Annotated in this window: 22 protein-coding genes; 7 read left to right on the top strand and 15 right to left on the bottom strand. The window is 72.0% G+C overall.

All coding sequences use genetic code 11. From position 1 onward, the window contains the following. The first annotated feature begins 4 nt into the window (after nucleotides 1–4). Genes AC0HI0_RS26340 through AC0HI0_RS26350 form a run of 3 tightly spaced genes read left to right on the top strand, consistent with a single transcriptional unit; the run spans nucleotide 5 to nucleotide 2,081 of the window. The gene (locus tag AC0HI0_RS26340; RefSeq protein ID WP_480926184.1) at nucleotides 5–784 is read left to right on the top strand and encodes a lysophospholipid acyltransferase family protein; all 780 of its coding nucleotides are present in this window, start codon (nucleotides 5–7) and stop codon (nucleotides 782–784) included. After that, complete coding sequence (locus AC0HI0_RS26345) at nucleotides 781–1,704, top strand: EamA family transporter (RefSeq protein ID WP_480926185.1); 924 nt, start codon at nucleotides 781–783, stop codon at nucleotides 1,702–1,704. Before AC0HI0_RS26340 ends, AC0HI0_RS26345 begins: the two co-directional genes overlap by 4 nt. Beyond that, entirely contained in the window at nucleotides 1,701–2,081 is a 381-nt protein-coding gene (locus AC0HI0_RS26350; protein WP_480926186.1) for a hypothetical protein, read from the top strand. Before AC0HI0_RS26345 ends, AC0HI0_RS26350 begins: the two co-directional genes overlap by 4 nt. On the opposite strand, the gene AC0HI0_RS26355 is transcribed toward AC0HI0_RS26350, so the two are convergent. From AC0HI0_RS26355 to thyX, 6 genes are all read right to left on the bottom strand, one after another. Beyond that, on the bottom strand, nucleotides 2,078–3,760 hold the full coding sequence (locus AC0HI0_RS26355; RefSeq protein WP_480926187.1) for a ribonuclease J: 1,683 nt from the start codon (nucleotides 3,758–3,760) through the stop codon (nucleotides 2,078–2,080). The two genes, AC0HI0_RS26350 and AC0HI0_RS26355, sit on opposite strands and share 4 nt — an antisense overlap. After that, nucleotides 3,757–4,653, bottom strand: a complete 897-nt coding sequence (dapA, locus tag AC0HI0_RS26360; protein WP_480926188.1) for a 4-hydroxy-tetrahydrodipicolinate synthase — start codon at nucleotides 4,651–4,653, stop codon at nucleotides 3,757–3,759. The genes AC0HI0_RS26355 and dapA overlap by 4 nt, the downstream gene beginning before the upstream one ends. Nucleotides 4,654–4,702: 49 nt before the next feature. Next, a complete protein-coding gene (locus tag AC0HI0_RS26365) occupies nucleotides 4,703–5,323 on the bottom strand; it encodes a TIGR03085 family metal-binding protein (protein WP_480926189.1) in 621 nt (206 codons plus the stop codon). A gap of 9 nt (nucleotides 5,324–5,332) precedes the next feature. Further along, the gene (locus AC0HI0_RS26370; RefSeq protein ID WP_480926190.1) at nucleotides 5,333–6,775 is read right to left on the bottom strand and encodes a serine/threonine-protein kinase; all 1,443 of its coding nucleotides are present in this window, start codon (nucleotides 6,773–6,775) and stop codon (nucleotides 5,333–5,335) included. 363 nt (nucleotides 6,776–7,138) lie between these two features. Then, on the bottom strand, nucleotides 7,139–7,528 hold the full coding sequence (locus tag AC0HI0_RS26375) for an ACT domain-containing protein (protein WP_480926191.1): 390 nt from the start codon (nucleotides 7,526–7,528) through the stop codon (nucleotides 7,139–7,141). Nucleotides 7,529–7,531: 3 nt separating this feature from the next. Next, on the bottom strand, nucleotides 7,532–8,284 hold the full coding sequence (gene thyX / locus AC0HI0_RS26380; RefSeq protein ID WP_480926192.1) for an FAD-dependent thymidylate synthase: 753 nt from the start codon (nucleotides 8,282–8,284) through the stop codon (nucleotides 7,532–7,534). Between the two features lie 149 nt (nucleotides 8,285–8,433). On the opposite strand from thyX, the gene AC0HI0_RS26385 reads away from it, so the two are divergent. After that, on the top strand, nucleotides 8,434–8,955 hold the full coding sequence (locus AC0HI0_RS26385) for a toxin-antitoxin system HicB family antitoxin (RefSeq protein WP_480926193.1): 522 nt from the start codon (nucleotides 8,434–8,436) through the stop codon (nucleotides 8,953–8,955). A gap of 14 nt (nucleotides 8,956–8,969) precedes the next feature. Then, a complete protein-coding gene (locus AC0HI0_RS26390) occupies nucleotides 8,970–9,860 on the top strand; it encodes a DUF4097 family beta strand repeat-containing protein (protein ID WP_480926194.1) in 891 nt (296 codons plus the stop codon). Between the two features lies 1 nt (nucleotide 9,861). Here the strand turns inward: AC0HI0_RS26390 and AC0HI0_RS26395 are convergent, their stop codons facing one another. Genes AC0HI0_RS26395 through AC0HI0_RS26405 form a run of 3 tightly spaced genes read right to left on the bottom strand, consistent with a single transcriptional unit; the run spans nucleotide 9,862 to nucleotide 13,503 of the window. Then, nucleotides 9,862–11,406 carry a hypothetical protein gene (locus tag AC0HI0_RS26395; RefSeq protein WP_480926195.1) on the bottom strand — a complete coding sequence of 515 codons (1,545 nt, stop codon included), beginning with the start codon at nucleotides 11,404–11,406 and terminating at the stop codon, nucleotides 9,862–9,864. Between the two features lie 10 nt (nucleotides 11,407–11,416). Beyond that, on the bottom strand, nucleotides 11,417–12,625 hold the full coding sequence (locus tag AC0HI0_RS26400; protein ID WP_480926196.1) for a winged helix-turn-helix domain-containing protein: 1,209 nt from the start codon (nucleotides 12,623–12,625) through the stop codon (nucleotides 11,417–11,419). Next, nucleotides 12,622–13,503 carry an EamA family transporter gene (locus AC0HI0_RS26405; protein ID WP_480926197.1) on the bottom strand — a complete coding sequence of 294 codons (882 nt, stop codon included), beginning with the start codon at nucleotides 13,501–13,503 and terminating at the stop codon, nucleotides 12,622–12,624. The genes AC0HI0_RS26400 and AC0HI0_RS26405 overlap by 4 nt, the downstream gene beginning before the upstream one ends. 64 nt (nucleotides 13,504–13,567) lie before the next feature. On the opposite strand from AC0HI0_RS26405, the gene AC0HI0_RS26410 reads away from it, so the two are divergent. Both AC0HI0_RS26410 and AC0HI0_RS26415 read left to right on the top strand, forming a co-directional pair. Next, on the top strand, nucleotides 13,568–14,113 hold the full coding sequence (locus AC0HI0_RS26410) for an N-acetyltransferase family protein (protein WP_480926198.1): 546 nt from the start codon (nucleotides 13,568–13,570) through the stop codon (nucleotides 14,111–14,113). Nucleotides 14,114–14,143: 30 nt separating this feature from the next. After that, nucleotides 14,144–14,644, top strand: coding sequence for a hypothetical protein (locus AC0HI0_RS26415; RefSeq protein WP_480934393.1), 501 nt, complete (start codon nucleotides 14,144–14,146; stop codon nucleotides 14,642–14,644). 27 nt (nucleotides 14,645–14,671) lie between these two features. On the opposite strand, the gene AC0HI0_RS26420 is transcribed toward AC0HI0_RS26415, so the two are convergent. The 6 genes from AC0HI0_RS26420 to rpsO all read right to left on the bottom strand — a co-directional run bounded on the left by AC0HI0_RS26420 (nucleotide 14,672) and on the right by rpsO (nucleotide 20,687). Then, nucleotides 14,672–14,989: a PRC-barrel domain-containing protein gene (locus AC0HI0_RS26420; protein WP_480926199.1), complete on the bottom strand. Its 318-nt coding sequence runs from the start codon at nucleotides 14,987–14,989 to the stop codon at nucleotides 14,672–14,674. 265 nt (nucleotides 14,990–15,254) lie between these two features. Beyond that, on the bottom strand, nucleotides 15,255–15,710 hold the full coding sequence (locus AC0HI0_RS26425) for a tetratricopeptide repeat protein (RefSeq protein WP_480926200.1): 456 nt from the start codon (nucleotides 15,708–15,710) through the stop codon (nucleotides 15,255–15,257). Further along, nucleotides 15,707–16,477, bottom strand: a complete 771-nt coding sequence (gene dapB, locus AC0HI0_RS26430) for a 4-hydroxy-tetrahydrodipicolinate reductase (RefSeq protein ID WP_480926201.1) — start codon at nucleotides 16,475–16,477, stop codon at nucleotides 15,707–15,709. The genes AC0HI0_RS26425 and dapB overlap by 4 nt, the downstream gene beginning before the upstream one ends. Further along, a complete protein-coding gene (locus tag AC0HI0_RS26435) occupies nucleotides 16,474–17,778 on the bottom strand; it encodes a M16 family metallopeptidase (RefSeq protein ID WP_480934394.1) in 1,305 nt (434 codons plus the stop codon). The genes dapB and AC0HI0_RS26435 overlap by 4 nt, the downstream gene beginning before the upstream one ends. A 98-nt stretch (nucleotides 17,779–17,876) precedes the next feature. Beyond that, on the bottom strand, nucleotides 17,877–20,138 hold the full coding sequence (locus AC0HI0_RS26440) for a polyribonucleotide nucleotidyltransferase (RefSeq protein ID WP_480926202.1): 2,262 nt from the start codon (nucleotides 20,136–20,138) through the stop codon (nucleotides 17,877–17,879). 279 nt (nucleotides 20,139–20,417) lie between these two features. After that, complete coding sequence (gene rpsO / locus AC0HI0_RS26445; protein WP_015104318.1) at nucleotides 20,418–20,687, bottom strand: 30S ribosomal protein S15; 270 nt, start codon at nucleotides 20,685–20,687, stop codon at nucleotides 20,418–20,420. Nucleotides 20,688–20,755 lie beyond the last annotated feature (68 nt).

A 20,755-nucleotide genomic window follows, 5' to 3' on the forward strand; every position in this document is an offset into this window, starting at 1 on the left:
CGCTGTGTCCACACCACTGCTGTGGCGCGTGCTGACCACCGTCGACCGCGGGTTCGTCGGTCTCAGCGGACGTCTCAAGGTCACCGGCGACATCCCGTCGCACCTCAAGGGCCGTCCCCTGCTGCTCGCGTCCAACCACATCGGCAACCTCGACCCGTTCGTGCTCATCGCCGCGTGCCACAAGATCGGTGTCGCGCCGCGCTTCCTGCTCGCGGGCGGGCTGCTCGACGCGCCGGTCATGGGGCCCGCGCTCAAGGCGTCCGGGCACCTGCGGGTGGACCGGGCGTCGACTTCGGTGGGCGAGGCCTACCACCGGGCCGTCGACGCGCTGAAGGCGAGCGGCGACCCGCTCGCGGTGTACCCGGAGGGCGGGATCAGCAAGGACCCCGGGTTGTGGCCGGAGCGCGGCAAGACCGGCGCGGCGCGGCTGGCGCTGAGCGGGCGCGTGCCGGTGATCCCGATCAGCCAGTGGGGTGCGCACGAGGCCGTCTGCTGGGGCAACACCCGGGTCGACGGGTGGGCGGACTTCAAGCCCTACCTCACGTCGTACCTGAGCGGGCTGCGGCGGCGGCCGACGTTCCAGGTGCACTTCGGCGCGCCGGTCGACCTGGCGGACCTGGAGGACGGGCGGCCGGGCGACGCGCGGCGGGCGCACGAGCGGATCATGCGCGCGATCACGGCCGGGCTGGCGCCGTTGCGCGCCGACGAACCGGACCGGCCGAAGTTCCACGACCCGACCCGGCCCACCACCGGCCGCAGCCCGTGGCGTCCGGAAGCCGCTTGAACACCAGGGGTCTGGCCCTGGCCCTGCTGTCGTCGGTGACGTTCGGCGCGTCCGGGGTGCTGGCCAAGCCCGTGATGGGCGTCGGCGTCACCCCGGTCCAGGTGACCAGCGCGCGGATCTGCCTGGCGGCGGTGCTGCTGGTCGGGTTCGTGGTGTCGGCCCGCCCCCGCGCGCTGCGCTTCGCGCGGCACGAGTGGTGGCTGCCGGTCGGTTTCGGCCTGTTCGGGGTGATCGGCGCGCCGCTGCTGTTCTTCGTGGCGGCGGCGCGGATCCCGATCGGCATCGCGATGCTGCTGGAGTTCACCGCGCCGCTGCTGGTGGCGCTGTGGGCGCGGTTCGTGCGCGGCACCCGGCTGGCGGGCGCCGTGTGGTGGGGCGTGGCGGTGGCGCTGGCCGGGCTCGCGATGATCGGCGAGGTGTGGCGGTCGTTGCAACTGGACACGGTGGGCGTGCTGGCCGGTCTGGGCTCGGCGGTGTGCACGGCGGCGTACTACCTGCTGGGCGAGAAGGCCGCCGGGAAGCACGACCCGCTCGGCGTGCTGGCGGTGGGGATGCTGGTGGGCGCGGTCGTGCTGGCGGTGGTGAGCCCGCCGTGGCTGGTGCCGGCGGACCGGGACACCGAACTCGGGCCGACGTGGTTGTTGTTGCTGGGCCTGGCTTTCGTCGCCACGGCGGTGTCATACCTGGCGGGGATCGTGTCGCTGCGGCACCTGCCGTCGTCGGCGGCCAGCGTGATCGGGCTGCTGGAGCCGGTGGTGGCCGCCGGGTTGGCGTGGTGGCTGCTCGGGGAGCGGTTGAACGCGGTGCAGGTGGCGGGCGCGGCGGTGCTGCTGGCCGGGGCTGCCGTCGTGCAGGTGGCGAGCAGCCGGAACGTCCCGGTGGTGGAACCCGTTGCGGTGGCCGGTCCGGTCGGGGGTTGACCGAGCGGCGGGAGCCGAGGCGGGGCCGGTGGTCCGGGCACCGGGCGCTCCAACACGTGCTGTTCGACCATGCCCCGCAGCCGCAACGGGTTCGGCCCGACAACACGCTGCGCGGCGATCACGTGCGGCGCGTCCACCGGCACGACCCTGAGGACCAGGCAGCGAGGCTGTTCGCCGTCGTGCAGGAGTACAGGGACCGGGTGGACGCCGCCGTGGCCGCGTGGGGCATGGCGTTCGAGGACCGCGCCGAGGTGGTCTCGGTGACCGGTGGGCTGCGGCTGCGGATGAACGCGCCGGAGGACGTGCTGCCGGCGTTCGGGGTCGGTGCCCGGGTCCGGGCCCGGCTGGTGTGGCCGGGCCCGGGTTCGCGGGACTAGTTCACCGGGATGATCGTCGGCACGATCATCGGGCGGCGGCGGTAGGTCTCGGCCACCCAGCGGCCGACCACGCGGCGCACGGCCTGCGCGATGCGGTGCGAGTCGGTGATGCCCTCGACCTCGGTGCGCGACAGCTCCATCTCCACCAGGGAGATCGCCTGGTCCAGCGCCTTCGGGTCGTCCGAGAAGCCCCGGCCGGACACCGTCGGCGGGGCGACCGCGCGGCCCGAGTTCGAGTCGATCGCCACGGTGATCGCGATGAACCCGCCCTCGCCCAGCACGAGCCGGTCCGACAGCGTGGACTCGCCGACGTCGCCGACCGACAGGCCGTCCACGTAGACGTGCCCGACCTCGACCTTGCCGCTGACGGCGGCCTTGCCGTCGACCATGTCCACGACCACGCCGTCCTCGGCGATCACCACGCGCTCCTCGGCGACGCCGGTGGCCACCGCGAGCGCGGCGTTGGCGCGCAGGTGCCGCCACTCGCCGTGCACCGGCATGACGTTGGACGGGCGCACCGCGTTGTACAGGAACAGCAGCTCGCCGGCCGGCGAGTGGCCGGAGACGTGCACCTTGGCGTTGCCCTGGTGGATGACCGTCGCGCCCAGCCGGGCCAGGCCGTTCACCACGCCGAACACCGCGTTCTCGTTGCCCGGGATGAGCGAGCTGGCCAGCACGATCGTGTCGCCCGCCTGGATGGAGATCTGCCGGTGCTCGCCGCGCGCCATCCGGGACAGCGCGGACAGCGGCTCGCCCTGCGACCCGGTCGAGACGAACAGCACCTCGTTCTCCGGCATGTCCATGGCCTCGTTGAGGTCCACGAACAGGCCGTCCGGCACGTGCAGGAAGCCCAGTTCGGCGGCGATGCCCATGTTGCGCACCATGGACCGGCCGACCAGCGCGACCCGCCGCTTGTACTGCACGGCCACGTCCAGCACCTGCTGCACGCGGTGCACGTGCGAGGCGAAGCAGGCCACGATGACCCGCTGGTTGGCCTTGCGGATGACGTTCTCCAGCACCGGGCCGATCTCCCGCTCGGGGGCCACGAAACCGGGCACCTCGGCGTTGGTGGAGTCGACCAGGAACAGGTCCACGCCCTCGTCGCCCAGCCGGGAGAACCCGGCCAGGTCGGTCAGCCGGCCGTCCAGCGGCAGCTGGTCGAGCTTGATGTCGCCGGTGTGCAGCACCAGGCCGGCGGCGGTGCGGATGGCGACCGCGACCGCGTCCGGGATGGAGTGGTTGACCGCGAAGAACTCCAGCTCGTACGGGCCGAACGCGCGGCGCTCGCCGTCGGAGATCTCCACCAGGGTGGGGGTCTGCCGGTGCTCCTTGCACTTGGCCGCGAGCAGCGCCAGCGTGAACCGGGACCCCACGACGGGCAGGTCCGGGCGCAGCTTGAGCAGGAACGGCACCGCGCCGATGTGGTCCTCGTGGCCGTGCGTCAGGACCAGCGCGTCGATGTCGTCCAGCCGGTCCTCGATGGCCCGGAAGTCCGGCAGGATCAGGTCCACGCCGGGCTGGTCGTCCTCGGGGAAGAGCACCCCGCAGTCCACGACCAGCAGGCGGCCGGCGTGTTCGAACACGGTCATGTTGCGGCCGACCTCGCCGATCCCTCCCAGTGCGACGACGCGCAGACCTCCGTCGGGCAGTGCGGGCGGGGGTGAGCTCGGGTTGATCACGCGTTGACTCCCAGTTCGGCCGTGATGGCCTCGATGTCCTCGGTTGACGCCGGTACCAGGGGCAGCCTCGGGTCGCCCGCGTCCACGCCTCGCAGGCGCAGGGCGGCCTTCGTGTAGACGACTCCCGGCATCCGGTTGAACGGCCGCAGCAGCGGCAGCAAATCGTGGTGGATCGCGGTCGCGCGGGCCACCTCGCCCGCTTCGAACGCGTCCAGCAGCTCGCGCAGGCGGTCGCCGGCGAGGTGCGAGATGACGCTGACGAAACCGACCGCGCCCACCGACAGCCAGGGCAGGTTGAGCGGGTCGTCGCCGGAGTAGTAGGCCAGGTCGGTGGCCGCGATGACCTTGCTGCCGGCGAGCAGGTCGCCCTTGGCGTCCTTCACCGCGAGGATACGCGGGTGGTCGGCCAGCCGCAGCAGGGTCTCGACTTCGATCGGGATCACCGTGCGCGGCGGGATGTCGTAGAGCATCACCGGCAGGCCCACGGCGTCGGCGACGGCCCGGAAGTGCGCCTCGACCCCGGCCTGCGACGGCCGCGAGTAGTACGGGGTGACCAGCAGCAGGCCGTGCGCGCCGGCCGCCTCGGCCTGCTGCGACAGGTGCACGCTGTGCGCGGTGTCGTACGTGCCGGCGCCGCTGACCACGGTCGCGCGGTCGCCCACGGCCTCGACCACGGCCCGGATCAGGTCCGCCTTCTCGGCGTCGGTGGTGGTCGGGCTCTCACCGGTGGTGCCGTTGACCACGAGACCGTCGCTGCCCTGCTCGACCAAGTGCTTCGCGAGGTGCTGCGCCTTGTCCAGGTCCAACGCCCCCGAGGCGTCGAACGGGGTCACCATGGCGGTGAGCACGCGGCCGAACGGTCGGCCGGGCGAAGCGGTAGGGCATCCGGTCATGGCCAAACGCTACCGCCTGACCTGCGCGCAACACCTGATGGGCCGGTCTTCACAGGCTCCGGTTCACACTTTTCACGGCCTCGACCGCGTCCGGATCGCCGTCGTATTCCACCTCGGCGCGCTCACGGCCGAAGGCGTGCACCACCAATTCCGAGACCTGCCCGGTCAGCACCACCGGGTTCGGCCCGGTCTTGACCGTGACCGCCTCGCCGTCGGGGCGGCGCAGCACCACGCCCACCGGGCTGGCGCGGTAGGTGAGCTTCCCGGCGCGGCGCAGCCCGCTCCACAGCGCGTCGTCGCGCCTCGGGTCGGGCGAGCGGGGCCGCCAGTCGTCCGGGGCGCGCCGCACGTCCTCGTGGTGCACGAAGTACTCAAGGGTGTTGACCAGGTCGTCCAACAGCGCGTACGGGGACCACTTCGGCGGCCCGGTGCGCACCAGGGCGACCAGTTCGTCCCACGGCTTGGCGGCGTAGGAGTCCTGCACCTTCCGCGTGTGCGCGGCCAGCGGCTTGACCAGGATGCCCACCGCCGCGTCGACCCGGCGTTCGCGCAGCACGAGGTGCGCGGCGAGGTCTCTGGTGCGCCACGGGTCGCACAGGGTCGGCGCGTCCGGCCCGACCTCGGCGAACAGCTCGGTCAGCAGCCTGCGTTCGTCCTGCGCGACACCCATGGCCCCAGGTTACTTCTCCGCGTAGACCTGCTCGCTGAGCAGCGCGCGGTCCTTGTTCCACAGCACGCACGTGATCTCGCGGGTGCCCTTGTTCGCGGAGTAGGTCTCCTTCCACTCCGCGGCGGTCGGCACCACGGCGGCGTACTTCAGCTTGCTCTCCTTGTCCTGCGGGGGCACCCGCGCCGACGAGAACACCAGCGTGCAGTAGTTCTCGGCGAAGTTCTTCAGGTACTCGTCACCCGGGTAGGGGACCGACGCCAGCGAACCGAACGCGTCGGCCTGGGCGTAGACCTCGATGTTGTGCTCGCCGTCGCAGTCCGCGCTGCCGACCCGCACCGAGTCGGCCAGGAAGTTGTCGCCGCACTGGTTGCCGCTGAGCTTGAACTCGGGCAGCTGGCCGCCGCCGCCGAAGGTGACGGTCTGCGCCATCGCGGTGGGCGGCTTGTCGCTGAACAGCCACCGGTCGACCAGGATGCCGCCGAGGAAGAACGCCACCGCCGCCACCGCGGCACCGATCGTGATCAGGTTGCGCACCCACGGCTTGCGCGGTGCCTGCTGCTGTTGTTGCTGGTACTGCATGGTCGGCGCGGGCCCGGTGAAGCCGTGCGGCGGCGTCGGCTGGGCGATCGCGCGCTCCAGCATGGCGCGGGCCTGCGGACCGGTCAGCCGGGCGTTCGGGTCGGGCATCATCAGGCCGGTGATGACCGCGCCGAGCACGCCGTGCGCCCTGGTCAGCCGGGGCATCTCGTTCATGATGGCGTGCAGCGTGGACGCCGTGGTGGACCGCTCGTAGGGGTTCGCGCCCTCGACGGCGTAGCAGAGCGTCGCGCCCAGCGCCCACAGGTCGGAGGCGGGCGACGCCTCGTGGCCGTGGATGCGCTCGGGGGACATGTAGGCGGGCGAGCCGATCAGGCTGCCGCTGGTGGTCAGCCTCGGGTCGTCCATCGCCTGGGCGATGCCGAAGTCGGTCAGCTTCACCCGGCCGTTCGGCTGGACCATCAGGTTGCCGGGCTTGACGTCCCGGTGCACGATCCCCGCCTGGTGGGCGGTGTCCAACGCGGACAGGGCCTGCACCGCGATCGGGATCACCCGCTCCTGCGGCAGCGGACCGCCCTGGGCGATGATCGTGGACAGCGTGGCCGCCTCGACCAGCTCCATCACGATGTAGGTCATGCCGTGCTCGGCGACCACGTCGAACACGGTGACCACGCCGGGGTCGTTCAGCCGGCCGGCGGTGCGCGCCTCGCGCAGCACCCGCTCCTCCAGCACCCGGCGCTCCTCGTGCGCGATGCCGTCGGGCAGGTGCAGCTCCTTGATCGCGACCTGACGCCCGATCACGTTGTCCTGGGCGCGCCACACGACGCCCATCCCGCCTCGACCCAGCTCGCCGAGCAACGTGTACCTGCCCGCGATCACCCTCGGCTGGGCGTTCACGCCTTGTGGACCAGTCACCGTTCGTACTCCTCAACCCTGGACGGGCGAACGCTACTTCAGACCACAGAGGACGCCGCTCGGTTTCAGTAACATTTTGAGCCGCCTTCGGCGGCTCGGGCTCGGCCGCCTGGAAGTCGGCAGCTCGGCCCTGATTTCGCGTCGATCGGGCCTTCGGCTCGGTCGACGCGAAATGAGGACCGAACTACCGACGCGGCCTCGCGGTGGGGGTCATGTGGGGGGCTTGCAGGGGTCACGTGGGTCGGGTGCGGGACAAAGTTGGATCGCGGTGGGCAAGTGAGGTCATGTGGGGGGTGTGCGGGGAAGGGGTGTAAGGGGAAGGGGGTGTAAGGGGAAGGGGGGTCTTACGTGGGGCACGTGCGGTCAGGCGGGGAGGTTCACCTCGTGGCCCGAAGAGCGCAGGGCGGTGACCGCCCGGCCCAGGTCGGGGCCCTTGACCAGCAGGTGGTCGGTGTCATAGGTGGACAGCGCGAACAGGCTCACGCCGGCCGCCGCCAGTTCGCCGGACAGGGCCGCCATGATGCCGGTGAGCGTGAACTCCAGCGGACCGCGCACGGTGAGCAGGCGCCAGCCCGCCTGCACGTCGTCGGCCGGCGGGGCGTGCTCGCTCGGGCAGACGATCGACAGCTCGTCGGGCGTCCGGGTGACCGAGACCAGGGCGTGGTCCAGCAGGCCGGCCGGGACCGGCGCGTCGGCGGCGAGCCGGGCGACGGTGTACTCCCCCGGGCGGACGTCGACGATCAGTCGCTTCACGCGCTACCCCTCGGTGACGAGCGGGCTGGACGCGACCTCGGTGCCGTCGGGCAGCGTGGAGATGGTGAAGTCGGCGAACGCGTTGGCGGCGGCCTTCTGGAGCTGGCGCAGGCACTCGATGGCCAGGGCGCGGATCTCCACGTCGGCGGCCTCGGTGGCGCGCATCGCGACGAAGTGCCGCCACGCGCGGTAGTTGCCGGTCACCACGATGCGGGTCTCGGTGGCGTTGGGCAGGATCGCGCGGGCCGCCTGGCGGGCCTGCTTGCGGCGCAGGGTGGCGCTGGGCACGTCGGAGAACTTCTCCTCCAGGCCCTTGAGCAGCTCGTTGTACGCCTCGACGCTGGCCTGCGCGGCCTTGAGGAACATCTCGTGCAGCTCGGGGTCGTCGGCGATGACGTCCGGCTCGACCATGGCGGCGTTGCGCTCGGGCACGTACCGCTGGGACAGCTGCGAGTACGAGAAGTGCCGGTGCCGGATCAGCTCGTGGGTCAGCGAGCGGGAGATTCCGGTCAGGTAGAAGCTGACCGAGCCGTGCTCCAGCACGGACAGGTGGCCGACCTCGATGATGTGCTTGATGTAGCCGGCGTTGGTGGCGGTCGCGGGGTTGGGCTTGGTCCACGACTGGTAGCAGGCACGGCCCGCGAACTCGGCGAGCGCCTCGCCGCCGTCCGCGTCGGTGGACCACGGGACGTCGTCCGGGGGGAAGAACTCCGTCTTCGCGATCAACTGCACCTTCGGCGACACCGTCTCAGCCATGGCCGAAACCCTAACCGATCGGCTGTTCGGCCCTACCCCGCCACGACCGTGGGCGCGGTCCGTGCACAGGTGGTTCCGCAGCGCTTCACGCCGAAGGTGACATCACGCTGATGGTTGCGTGATGTCAGGAATGACGCCATAGTGGTGTCATGGATCTGTCGCCGTACATCGCACAGCTGCGCGAGGATCTCGCGACAGCCGCGTCCGCCGGAGAGGAAGACACCCGGCGCACCGCGGCCGTGCTGTCCGCAGCGCTGGAGCCCGCCGCCCGGCTGGCGCTCATGAACGCCCTGTCCGACCTGGCCGCGGAGGTGACCGCGGCGCTCGACGGCCCCGTGGTCGACGTCCGGCTGGACGGTCGGGACGTCCGCGTCGTCGTCTCCGGCGCGTCCGCCCCGCGTGAGGAGCACGAACCGGAGCCGCAGGAGGCTCCCCGGCCCACCGCCGGCAGCGACGCCACGCGCATCACGCTGCGGCTGCTGGACGAGCTGAAGTCGAAGGCCGAGCAGGCCGCGGCGTCGCAGGGCATGTCGTTGAACACGTTCGTCGCCCAGGCCGTGCAGGGCGCGGTGGGCGGGCGCCGGGGTCACCACAAGGGCCACTGGCAGGAGTCCGCGCCCAAGCCGCCCAAGGACAGCGGCTCCCGGGTGAACGGCTGGGTCCAGGGCTGATGGAGGGGGACGTCGTGGAACCGGAGTCGGACGTCGTGCGGCAGCAGAGCTTCGAGGTGGAGGGCGTGGTCGAGATCGACGTGTCCCTCATCTCCGGCCGGGTGCGGGTGCACCTGGTCGACGAGCCGGGCGTGCACGTCGAGGTCAAGCACGAGGCGTCGGCCGGCGAGAGCTGGACGGCCGGCCTGAACAACCTGCTGAGCTGGGTGAACGACCAGTTCGGGTCGAACCGGGGGCAGCCCGCCGGGCCCGCCGAGGCGGTCCGCGAGGCGCGCCTGGACCTGACCGGGCAGCGCCTGCGGGTGCAGGCGTCGGACTCGCTGGCCCTGCGCGCGGTGCCGCTGGGCGTGGTCGTGCGCGCGCCGAGCGGCTCGCACGTGACCACGAAGACCGGCGCGGCCGACGTCACGGTGACCGGGGCGGCGGGCAAGCTCGACATCAAGACCGGCACCGGCGACATCACCGCGGACCGCGCGGACGCGTCGTCGCAGGTCAACACCGCGTCCGGGAAGGTCCGGCTGGGGCCGATGCTGGGCGGGCTGCGGGCCAAGACCGGGCGCGGGGACATCGAGGTGTCGTCGGTCGGCGGCAACACCGTGCTGTTCACCGGCACGGGCGACGTCTGGCTGGGCGCGGTGCAGAGCGACGTCCAGGTGCGCACCGGCAGCGGTGACGTGACCGTCGCCGACGCCGCCGCCGGCCGCATCCAGATGGGCACCGGCTCGGGTGACGTGCGGGTCGGCGTGCGGCCGGGGGTGGCCGCGAAGGTCGACCTGGTGTCGACGTCCGGGACGGCGCGCAGCGAACTCGACGTCTCCGGCACCCCGCCGGAGTCCGAGCCGGCGCTGTTCGTGACGGGGCGGACGGGCAGCGGCGACGCGCTCGTCACCACGTCGACCAGTTGAGCTACCGCGGCGCGCACGTCTCCTCCGGTCGTGCGCGCCGCGGGCCTTCCCGGCTGAGCACCGCGCGCAGGCGGGCCAGGTTCGCCCGCTTCACCTGGCCGAGGTCCGCCGCGACCTCGGCCAGCGCCAGGATCACCTCCGCGCCGAGCCGCGCCGGCGAGGCGTCCGGGTCGCTGTCCGGGTCCCGCGCGGCCTCCACGAACAGCACGAGGGCACCGAAGGCGGTCCCTTCGCGCAGGACGTCCCGCAGTTCCCGCCAGAGCGCGGGATCGAGCCGATCGTCCGGGGCCGCAGACGGTTGCTCCATCGCTTCGGCGACGCGCCTCAACTCCCGTGACACCCTCGCCACCCCGGGGCCTCGGAGCAGCCGCGCGACCACGTCGCCGAGGGCGGACAGCGCGGCCTCGACACCCCGCTCGCCGAGGCGGCAGTACCTCAGCACGGTCATCAGGTGCAGTGCCAGCCGCTGGGCCTGGCGCCAGTTCGCCGATTCGTCCTCGGACTCCAGCACGTCGCGGAAGCGGGTCAGCACGGCCGTCAGGTCCGCGTGACCAGCTTCGTGGCGCAAGTGGGCCTGGAGGAGGCGGTGCACCGAGATCGTGTCGCCGTCGCGCTCGACCAGGCCGTGCTTGACCAGCGCACCGACGATCCGGGCGGACTCGACCGCCGCGACCGGCCCGGTGACCAGGCCGACCGGGATCGCGTCGGGCGACAGGAACGCGATGCCGCGCAGCGCGGCCGAGGCCCGGGGTTCGTGGTCGGCCAGGTGCCGGAGGGACAGGCCCCACACCGTGCTGATGGTGTGCGGGTAGCCGACGACGTCGCCTTCCGCGAACAGGGTGCGGTCGTACGTCCGGATCAGGGCCAGGTAGTCCGCGACGGGCAGGCCGGTCTCCTCCAGGTAGCCGGCGGCCTGCGCCAGGCCCAGCGGCAGGTCGCCCAGCAGGTCGGCCAGGTCGTCCGCCTGGGCCTCGGACATCGCCGGGACCCTGGCGCGCAGCAGTGCCGCGGAGTCCGCGCGGGGCAGCACGTCCAGCCGCACGGCCGCGCCGAGGCCGCCGCAGCCGGTGCTGCGGGTGGTGATCAGGACGTGCCCGCCGGACGGCAGCAGCGGGTACAGGTCCTGGAGGCTCTCGGCGTTGTCGAAGATCAGCAGCCAGTCCGACCGGGCGCTCAACGCCGTGCGGAAGTCGGGGGCGTCCAACGCGGCCGCGAGGCGGGCCAGGTGTCCGGGGATCAGTTCGGGGTGTTCGGACGGGATCCGCCAGGTGCACCGGTAGTCGGCGGCGTGGCGGTGGGCGTACTCGACGGCCGTCTGGGACTTGCCGACGCCGCCGATGCCGTGCAGGGGCTGGATCGCGACGACACCTCGCGCCAGCGCGCCGCGGATCGCCGCCAGGGTTTCCTCGCGGCCGACAAAGTACGGGTTGCGCGGGGGCAGGTTCGACACTCGTGCCGGGCTCGCCGGGGCGTGGTTGACGATCACGTCCCGGCCCGCCTGGAAGACCTGGCCGCCGTCGGCCTCGGCCCGCTGCCCCGCGCTCACGCGGAGCAGGCTACTTGCGCACCACCGCCTTGAGGGCGGGCGCGAGGTCGCCGCGCTGGGTCACCTGGACCCGTTCCATCCCCAGCCAGTCGGCCATGTGCCGCAGCTCGGCCGCCAGCTCCACGGCCACCCGGCCGTGGTCCGCCGTCACCTCGGAGTGGGCGGACTGGACGCGCAGGACGCCGGCCGCGCGATCGGCCTTGAGGTCGACGCGGGCCACCAGCTCGCCGTCGAGCAGGAACGGGAAGACGTAGTAGCCGTGGACGCGTTTGGCCTCCGGCACGTAGATCTCGATGCGGTAGTGGAAGTCGAAGATGCGCTCGGTGCGGGCCCGCTCCCAGATCAGCGGGTCGAACGGGCACAGCAGCGCCCGCCCGGTGACCGCGCGGGGCGCGCGGGCCTCGACGTGGCGGTAGGCGGGGGCGGACCAGCCCTGCACGGCGACCGGCTCCAGCACGCCCTCCTCGACCAGCTCGCGCACGGCCTGCTGGCTGCGCGCGGGAGCCAGCCGGTAGTAGTCGCGCAGGTCCGGTTCGGTGGCCACGCCCAACGACCGCGCCGCCCTGGTCACCAGCTCGCGCGCGCCCTCCTCGGCCGACACCCGGCGGGCCAGCACCTCGGGCGGCAGGACGCGTTCGGTCAGGTCGTAGAGGCGCTCGAAACCCCGCCGGGTGCCGGTGGTGAGGGCTCCGGAACCGAACAGGTACTCGCAGATCTTCTTGACCTCGGACCAGTTCCAGCCCCAGTGGTCCTTCGCCCGGGGGCCGCTGCCCGCCAGGGCCTTCTCGATCGCGCCCGCGCCCACCGGGCCGAGTTCCTTCACCACGGCCAGGATGTCCTCCACCAGGCGGGGTTCGCGCTCGGCGGTGGCCGAGTAGTTGTGCCACCAACCGCGCTTCTTGGCACCGGAGTGGAACAGCGGCCAGTCCTCGACCGGGACCAGGCTCGCCTCGTGCGCCCAGTACTCGACCAGCAGGCGCGGTTTGCGCGCGCTGTGCGACCACGCGGCCTCGTCCACCAGCGACGGCGCGTACGCGCCCAACCTGCTGAACACGGGCATGTAGTGGGCGCGCACGGCGACGTTCACCGAGTCGAGCTGGAGCAAGCGGACGCGCGACAGCACCCGCTGGAGGTGCCGCCTGGTGGGCGGCGAAGCGGGCCTGGGATCGGCGAAGCCCTGCGCGGCCAGCGCGATCCGGCGGGCGACGTCTGCGCTCATCGTCTGCACGGCTCGGATAATCCCACCTCGGTACGACATTTCCGCTCGGCCCGGACCACCAGCACCACCGCGACGACCACCAGCAGGCCCCCGGCCAGCTGCGTCGGACCGAACTCCTCGCCCGCCAGCCACACGCCGAGCAGCACCGCGATCGCGGGATTGACGTACGCGTAGGTCGCGACCGTGGACACGGGCAGCTGCCCCAGCACGTACACGTAGGAGCTGAACGCCAACAACGACCCGAACACCACGAGATAGCCCCACGCCACCCACGACGCCGTGGACACCTCGGACAGCGTGACCCGCTCCCCCGCGAGCACACCGGCCAACGACAGCAGCGCACCGCCGACGATCATCTCCACGGCGGACATCGCGAACGGGTCCGCGGTCGGCAGCCTGCCGTTGAGGTAGGACCCCAGCGCCCAGCCGAACGCGGCCAGCAGCACCGTCCACGGCCCCCACCACGACGAGCCGCCCACGTCGTGCAGCAGCAGCACGGCCAACCCGACCAGCCCGATGACGACACCCAGGTACGTCACGCGCGGCGGCCGTTCGCCACCCGCCCGCCGCAGCAGCACCACGTAGATCGGCACCGACGCCACCAGCAGCGCCGCCAACCCCGAGGGCACCGACTGCTCCGCCACGACCACCAGCCCGTTGCCCCACGCGGGCAACAGCAGCCCCAGCAGCGCCGCCGTGCGGAACTGCGGCCACGTCATCCGCAGCCGACGCCCCAGCACCAGCGCGAGCACGAGCCCGGCGGCGAGGAACCGCGTCCCGGCGGACAACAACGGTGGCATGGTCTCGATCGCGAACCGGATCCCCACATACGTAGAGCCCCACACCACGTACACGACACCCAACGCAGCCCAGCGCATGTCCGGCACGCTTTCACGCGGTACCCGCCCGGATCACGCGGATTTCGGCCACTAGGGTGCCCGCATGGCCGATGCCGCGGTGCGGACCGCGAAGCCCGAAGACGTGCTGGAGATCGCCCGGATCCACCGCGAAACGTGGCGCACCGCGTACCGGTCGCTGCTGCCGGAGGAGGTCCTGGCCGGCCTGGACGACACCGACGACGCGTGGGCCGAGGCCGTCGCGCACTCCAGGGTGTTCGTGGCGACCGAGGGTGCGTGGCTGGTCGGCTACTGCGTGGCCGGGAACGCGCCGGAGGCCGAGGTGGCGCGGGCGGACGGCACGCTGCCCGACGACGCGGCGACCACCGCGCTGGCGAGCGTCCTGGTGGAGCCCCGGTGGGGCCGGCGCGGCCACGGCGCGCGGCTGCTGGCCACCGCCGGCCGGGCGCTGCTGGACGGCGGCTGCACGCGCGGGATCGCCTGGATCCCGGAGGCGGACAAGGCGTCCACCGGCTTCTTCGCGAAGGCCGGCTGGGACGCCGACGGCACCGTGCGCACCCTGGACGCGGGTGGCCGCCCGGTGCGTGAAATCAGGGTTTCCGGGGGGCTGACCCTACCTCTCACGGCCTGAGCGGTTGCTAGCCTCGAAGAGGTGTGGGCATTGCTGGGGTGGATCGGCCTGACGTTCGGTGTGGCGTTCGGGTCCGCGATCATCCCCCTGATCAGCATCGAGGTCTTCGTCATCGGCCTCGTCACGCAGCAACCGCACATCTCGTGGTGGTGGATCGGGCTGGCCGTCGCGGTGGGCCAGGTGCTGGGCAAGATGTTCTACTTCCTGGCCGCGCGCGGCGACTGGCACCTGCCCGCGTGGCTGCGGCGCAAGGAGAAGCCCGCCAAGCCCCTGACGCCCCTGCGGGCGAAGTGGAAGGCCAGGCTGGAGTGGGTGCGGGACCGCTGCCACCGGCACCCGCACTGGATGTTCGGCACGCACGCGGTCAGCTCCGTGGTCGGCCTGCCGCCGTTCATGTTCACCACGGTGCTCGCCGGGCTCGCGGGCATGTCGTCGTGGCTGTTCATCGCCACCGGCATGGTGGGGCGGTTCGCCAGGTTCAGCGTGCTCGCGGCGTCACCGGGCCTCATGGCCGGCTGGCTGCCGCACTGACCGCACCGACGCCCCGCCCCCGTGCCCCTAGCGGCGTTCGTGGCGCACAAGGCGCTGTGGCGGCACGGTGAGCCCGTAGTGGTCGTGCAACTCGACGTGTTCGAGGTCGGACAGCTCCGCTCCGACCCGGGGCGCTTCCTCGATCTCGCTCTTGTCCACCGGCACCACCAGCCGCCGGTCGCGGACCTGCGCGCCGCGGATGGGTACGAGGGTGGTGGCGTTGTCGGTGCGGACGGCCGCCCACAGCGGACGGCCGTCGTCCAGCCACAGTTCTTCGACCGGTCCGACGTGCTCGCCGTGGCGGTCCAGGAGGTCGCAGTCGTACAGCAGGTCTGTTCGGTCCATGTCTACGCGGCTACCCGAACGGCGGAGCGACTGCACCCGGATGCACCCGGTCGAGTGAGGTGGTTCGCCCGGCCGGGCGGCGTGTCGCGGTCTGCCTAGGTGAGGGCGAGGGCGGCGCTGAAGGCGGTGACGAGGACCAGGCAGGCGATGGTGATTCGCAGGTTCTGGTAGGTGTTGGTCACCTCTCCACGGTAGCCACGGGCCACCGGACAAACCAAGGCAAGAAGGCGTTAAGGCCGGATGAATTGAGTCTCACTCGAATGCCTCACGCCCGATTATTCGCCGCTTGGAAGAGGTCGATGGCCTTGCGCATGGTCTCCCGCGCCCGGCCCCGGTCACCGGCCAGGTCGTACGCCTGGGCCAGCGCGAACCACCGCCGCCAGTCCTCCGGCGCGGCCTCGACCTCGGCCCGCCGCTGCTCGAACCAGGCGTCCGCCGCCTCCCGGTCCACCCGGCCGGACGGGCGGCGCGGCAGACCGGACACGTCCGGCAGCGCGCCCTCGTCGGCCAGCTGCCGGGCCATCCGCTCGGTGGTGAACCCGAACCGCAGGTTCGTCCACGCGATCCACGCCCCGATCACCGGCAGCACCAGCACGGCCGCGCCGAGCCCGATGCCCACCACGTCCCCGGTGCCGATCAACACCACCGCGCGCCCGCCGAGCAGCACGAAGTACACCGCGAGCGCGGCGGTGATGATGAAGGCGGTGGTGCGGGTCTTCACAGGTCCATGAAGGTGTCGAGCCCCACGGACAGGCCGGGGTGCGAGCGGATCGAGCGCACCGCCAGCAGCACGCCCGGCATGAACGACGTGCGGTCCAGCGAGTCGTGCCGCAGCGTCAGCGTCTCGCCCTCGGTGCCGAACACGACCTCCTGGTGCGCGATCAGCCCGGCGATGCGCAGCGAGTGCACCCGGACGTCGCCGACCAGGTTGCCGCGCGCACCCGGCGCCTCCTGGGTGGTGGCGTCCGGCATCGGCGCCACGCCGGCCGCCTCGCGCGCCCGGGTGATCAGCCGGGCGGTGTGCGCGGCGGTGCCGGACGGCGCGTCCACCTTGCGCGGGTGGTGCAGCTCGATGACCTCGGCCGAGTCGTAGTACCGGGCGGCGACCTCGGCGAACCGCATGGACAGCACCGCACCGATGGCGAAGTTCGGCGCGATCAGCACGCCCACCTCCGGCTTGGGCTCCAGCCACCCGGACACCGCGGCCAGCCGCTCCGCGTCGAACCCGGACGTGCCGACCACCGCGTGGATGTCGTTGGCCACGCAGAACTTCAGGTTGTCCAGCACCACGTCGGGGTTGGTGAAGTCGACCACGACCTCCGCCCGCGCGTCGGTCAGCGCGGACAGCTCGTCGCCCGCGTCGACCGCCGCCACCACCACCGCGTCGTCCGCCGCTTCCACGGCACGGACCACTTCGGCGCCCATGCGGCCGCGTGCGCCCAAGACGCCGACGCGGATGGGGTTCGCCTCGGAAGAACGCTTGCTCAAGAGATCACCTCGTGCACCTGGGGCGGCAAATCGTCGGCGTGAGCGTAAGGGCCGACCACGGCGGCGGCGACGGGACGTCGCAGCAGCTCGCGCGCCAACGCCGCGACGTCCTCGGCGGTCACCTCGTCGATGCGCGCCAACGTCTGCTCCACCGACAGGTAGTCGCCGTAGTTCAGCTCGCCCTTGCCGATCCGGGACATCCGGGAACTGGTGTCCTCCAGCCCCAGCACCAGCCCGCCGCGCAGCTGGCCCTTGCCGCGCGCGACCTCCGCGTCGGTCAGACCTCCCGACGCCACGACGGAGAGCACGTCGCGCACCACGCCCGCCACGTCGCCCAGCCGGTCCGGCTGGCAGCCCGCGTAGACCGACCACGTGCCCGTGTCGGCGTACAGGCCCACCGACGAGTACACCTGGTACGCCAGGCCGCGCCGCTCGCGGACTTCCTGGAACAGCCGGGAACTCATGCCGCCGCCCAGCGCGGCGTTGAGCACGTTGAGCGCGAACCGGCGCTCGTCGTGCCGGTCCACCGCGCGCACGCCCAGCATCAGGTGCGCCTGCTCGGTGTCGTCGGAGTGCAGCACGAGCTTGCGCGCGCCGGGGATCCGGGCCCGGCCCACGCGCGGCGCGACGGGCGTGCCGGTGCGTGCCAGCCGCTCGCCGATCTGCTTGCGCGCCAAGCGCATCACGTGGTTGTGCTCGACGTTGCCGGCCACCGCGAGCACCATCCGGGGCATCGTGTAGCGGCGCTTGTAGAACCCGAACAGCGCGGAGCGCTCCATGTCCTGGATGGACCGCTCGGTGCCTAGCACCGACCGGCCCAGCGGGTGCTCGCCGAGCATCGCGTCCAGGAACGCGTCGTGCAGCAGGTCTTCCGGGTCGTCGTCGCGCATGGCGATCTCTTCGAGCACCACGCCGCGCTCGGTCTCGAAGTCGCGCGGCTCGCACAACGCCTCGAACACCACGTCGCACACCAGGTCCATGGCCAGCGGCAGGTCCTCGTCGAGGACGTGCGCGTAGTAGCAGGTGTGCTCCTTGGCGGTGAACGCGTTCAGCTCGCCGCCGACCGCGTCGATCTCCTCGGCGATCGCCGCCGCCGACCGGTTCGCGGTGCCCTTGAACAGCAGGTGCTCCAGGTAGTGCGCCGCGCCCGCCACCTCGGCCCGCTCGTCGCGCGAACCGACCTGCACCCACAGGCCCACCGACGCCGAGCGCACGCCGGGGATCTGCTCGGTGATCACCCGCAGGCCGGAGGGCAGCACGCTGCGGCGCACGGTCACGCCGGTCCCGCCCTGCTCCAGCACGCGGGTGCTGCCGGGCCGCTGGAGGTGGCCGAGCCTGCTGGGAAGCGGACGGCCGCGGGTGCCCGAGGCACCCGCGGCCGTCCCGTCGACGTTCGTCGTCACTGCGCCGAGGACTCGGCCGGGACGGTGTCCTGCGCGGGAGCCGCGTCCTGCTCGGGAGCGGTGTCCTGCGCGGGAGCGGCGGCGTCCGCGTCCTCGTTCACCAGGACGAGGCTGATCTTGCCGCGCTGGTCGATGTCGGCGATCTCGACCCGGAGCTTGTCGCCGACCTTGACGACGTCCTCCACCTTGCCGATGCGCTTGCCGTTGCCCAGCTTGGAGATGTGGATCAGGCCGTCCTTGCCCGGCAGCAGCGAGACGAACGCGCCGAACGCCGCGGTCTTGACCACGGTGCCCAGGAAGCGCTCGCCCACCTTCGGCAGCTGCGGGTTGGCGATCGCGTTGATCAGGCCGATCGCGGCCTCGGCCGACGGGCCGTCCGCCGCGCCGACGTAGATCGTGCCGTCGTCCTCGATGGAGATGTCGGCACCGGTCTGCTCGGTGATCGAGTTGATCATCTTGCCCTTCGGCCCGATCACCTCGCCGATCTTGTCGGTCGGGATCTTCACCGAGGTGACGCGCGGCGCGAACGGGCTCATCTCGTCCGGGCGGTCGATGGCCTCGGCCATGACCTCCAGGATGGTCAGGCGCGCGTCGCGGGCCTGGTTGAGGGCCGCGCCGAGCACCTCCGACGGGATGCCGTCGAGCTTGGTGTCGAGCTGGAGGGCGGTGACGAACTCCTTGGTGCCGGCGACCTTGAAGTCCATGTCGCCGAACGCGTCCTCCGCGCCCAGGATGTCGGTCAGCGCCACGTACTCGGTCTTGCCGTCGACGTCGTCGGAGACCAGGCCCATCGCGATGCCGGAGACCGGGGCCTTGAGCGGCACGCCGGCGTTGAGCAGCGACATGGTGGACGCGCAGACCGAGCCCATCGAGGTCGAGCCGTTGGAGCTGAGCGCCTCGGAGACCTGGCGGATCGCGTAGGGGAACTCCTCGCGCTTGGGCAGCACGGGCATCAGCGCCCGCTCGGCCAGCGCGCCGTGGCCGATCTCGCGGCGCTTGGGCGAGCCCACGCGGCCGGTCTCACCGGTGGAGAACGGCGGGAAGTTGTAGTGGTGCAGGTAGCGCTTGTGCGTCTCCGGGGACAGCGAGTCGATCTGCTGCTCCATGCGCAGCATGTTCAGCGTGGTGACGCCCAGGATCTGGGTCTCGCCGCGCTCGAACAGCGCCGAGCCGTGCGCCCGGGGGATCAGCTCGACCTCGGCGGACAGCGACCGGATCTCGGTCAGGCCGCGGCCGTCGATGCGGACCTTGTCGCGCAGGATCCGCTGCCGGACCAGCTTCTTGGTCAGCGAGCGGAACGCCGCGCCGACCTCCTTCTCCCGGCCCTCGAACTGCTCGGCCAGCTTCTCCAGCACCGACGCCTTGACCTCGTCGATCCGGGACTCGCGCTCCTGCTTGCCGGCGATCGTCAGCGCCTGCGCCAGGTCGGCCGAACCGGCCTGCTCGACGGCCTCGAACGCGTCGGCCTGGTAGGCCGGGTAGGTCGGGAACTCGCCGGTCGCCTTGGCGGCGTGCGCGGCCAGCTCGGCCTGCGCCTCGCACAGCACCTTGATGAACGGCTTGGCCGCCTCCAGACCCGCCGCCACGACCTCTTCGGTCGGCGCCTGCGCGCCCTCGGCGACCAGGTCGATCACGCGCTCGGTGGCCTCGGCCTCGACCATCATGATCGCGACGTCGTCACCCACCGTGCGACCGGCGACGACCATGTCGAACACGGCCTTCTCCAGCTGCTCGTGGGTGGGGAACGCCACCCACTGGCCCTCGATCAGCGCCACCCGGACGCCGCCGATGGGGCCGGAGAACGGCAGGCCGGCCAGCTGCGTGGACGCGGACGCGGCGTTGATCGCCACGACGTCGTACAGGTCGGCCGGGTTCAGGCTCATCACCGTGATGACGACCTGGATCTCGTTGCGCAGACCGTCCACGAAGGAGGGGCGCAGCGGCCGGTCGATCAGCCGGCAGGTCAGGATCGCGTCGGTCGACGGGCGGCCTTCGCGGCGGAAGAACGAGCCGGGGATGCGGCCCGCGGCGTACATCCGCTCCTCGACGTCCACCGTGAGGGGGAAGAAGTCGAAGTGCTCCTTGGGGTGCTTCGACGCCGTCGTGGCGGACAGCAGCATGGTCTCGTCGTCGAGGTAGGCGACGACGGTGCCGGCCGCCTGCCGGGCCAGGCGCCCGGTCTCGAAGCGGATGGTGCGGGTGCCGAACCGACCGTTGTCGATCACAGCTGAAGTCTCGTGGACCTCGTTGTCGGTCATATGTGTCAAAACTCCTCGTCATACGGGCCGCAGCGCGCACGGGCGCGGGGTCGCGGGTCGGACGAGGCCGGTCTTCGATCGAAGTCCCCTGGGGTTTTCGTCTTGGGCCAGGGGGCCACTACCGAGGACCGGCGATCAAGTCGTCCCGGTGCGCCGCGCGTGCGTCCCTCGTCTTTGTTCCGTTGTGTGTGCGGTACTGCTCTTGCGGTACTGCAGGTGTCTTGCGGGGTACTGCACCGAGGGGGAGCGACCGGACCGGTCACTCCCCCTCGGCGGTGGTCAGCGGCGCAGGCCGAGTCGCTGGATCAGCGACCGGTAGCGCTGGATGTCCACCTTCTGGAGGTAGTTGAGCAGCCGGCGGCGACGGCCGACCAGCAGCAGCAGACCACGACGCGAGTGGTGGTCGTGCTTGTGCTGCTTGAGGTGCTCGGTCAGGTCCGCGATGCGCTTGCTCAGCAGCGCGACCTGGGCCTCGGCGGAGCCGGTGTCCGAGTCGTGGACGCCGTACTCGGCGAGGATCGTCTTCTTCTGCTCGGTGGTCAGTGCCACGTTTCCGCTACTCCTTGTACCTGATGCGATGTTCCGTGCGGCCCCGTCACCGGGGGTAGACGGTCATG

This window comes from Saccharothrix sp. NBAS 001 (assembly GCF_056640475.1).

Excerpts from the sequence above, each read along its gene's own strand:
- thyX (WP_480926192.1), bottom strand. The coding sequence starts at position 8,284 with ATGGCTGAGACGGTGTCGCCGAAGGTGCAGTTGATCGCGAAGACGGAG.
- AC0HI0_RS26410 (WP_480926198.1), top strand. The coding sequence starts at position 13,568 with ATGGCCGATGCCGCGGTGCGGACCGCGAAGCCCGAAGACGTGCTGGAG.
- AC0HI0_RS26385 (WP_480926193.1), top strand. The coding sequence starts at position 8,434 with ATGGATCTGTCGCCGTACATCGCACAGCTGCGCGAGGATCTCGCGACA.
- AC0HI0_RS26405 (WP_480926197.1), bottom strand. The coding sequence starts at position 13,503 with ATGCGCTGGGCTGCGTTGGGTGTCGTGTACGTGGTGTGGGGCTCTACG.
- dapA (WP_480926188.1), bottom strand. The coding sequence starts at position 4,653 with ATGACCGGATGCCCTACCGCTTCGCCCGGCCGACCGTTCGGCCGCGTG.
- AC0HI0_RS26365 (WP_480926189.1), bottom strand. The coding sequence starts at position 5,323 with ATGGGTGTCGCGCAGGACGAACGCAGGCTGCTGACCGAGCTGTTCGCC.
- AC0HI0_RS26440 (WP_480926202.1), bottom strand. The coding sequence starts at position 20,138 with ATGACCGACAACGAGGTCCACGAGACTTCAGCTGTGATCGACAACGGT.
- AC0HI0_RS26420 (WP_480926199.1), bottom strand. The coding sequence starts at position 14,989 with ATGGACCGAACAGACCTGCTGTACGACTGCGACCTCCTGGACCGCCAC.
- AC0HI0_RS26400 (WP_480926196.1), bottom strand. The coding sequence starts at position 12,625 with ATGAGCGCAGACGTCGCCCGCCGGATCGCGCTGGCCGCGCAGGGCTTC.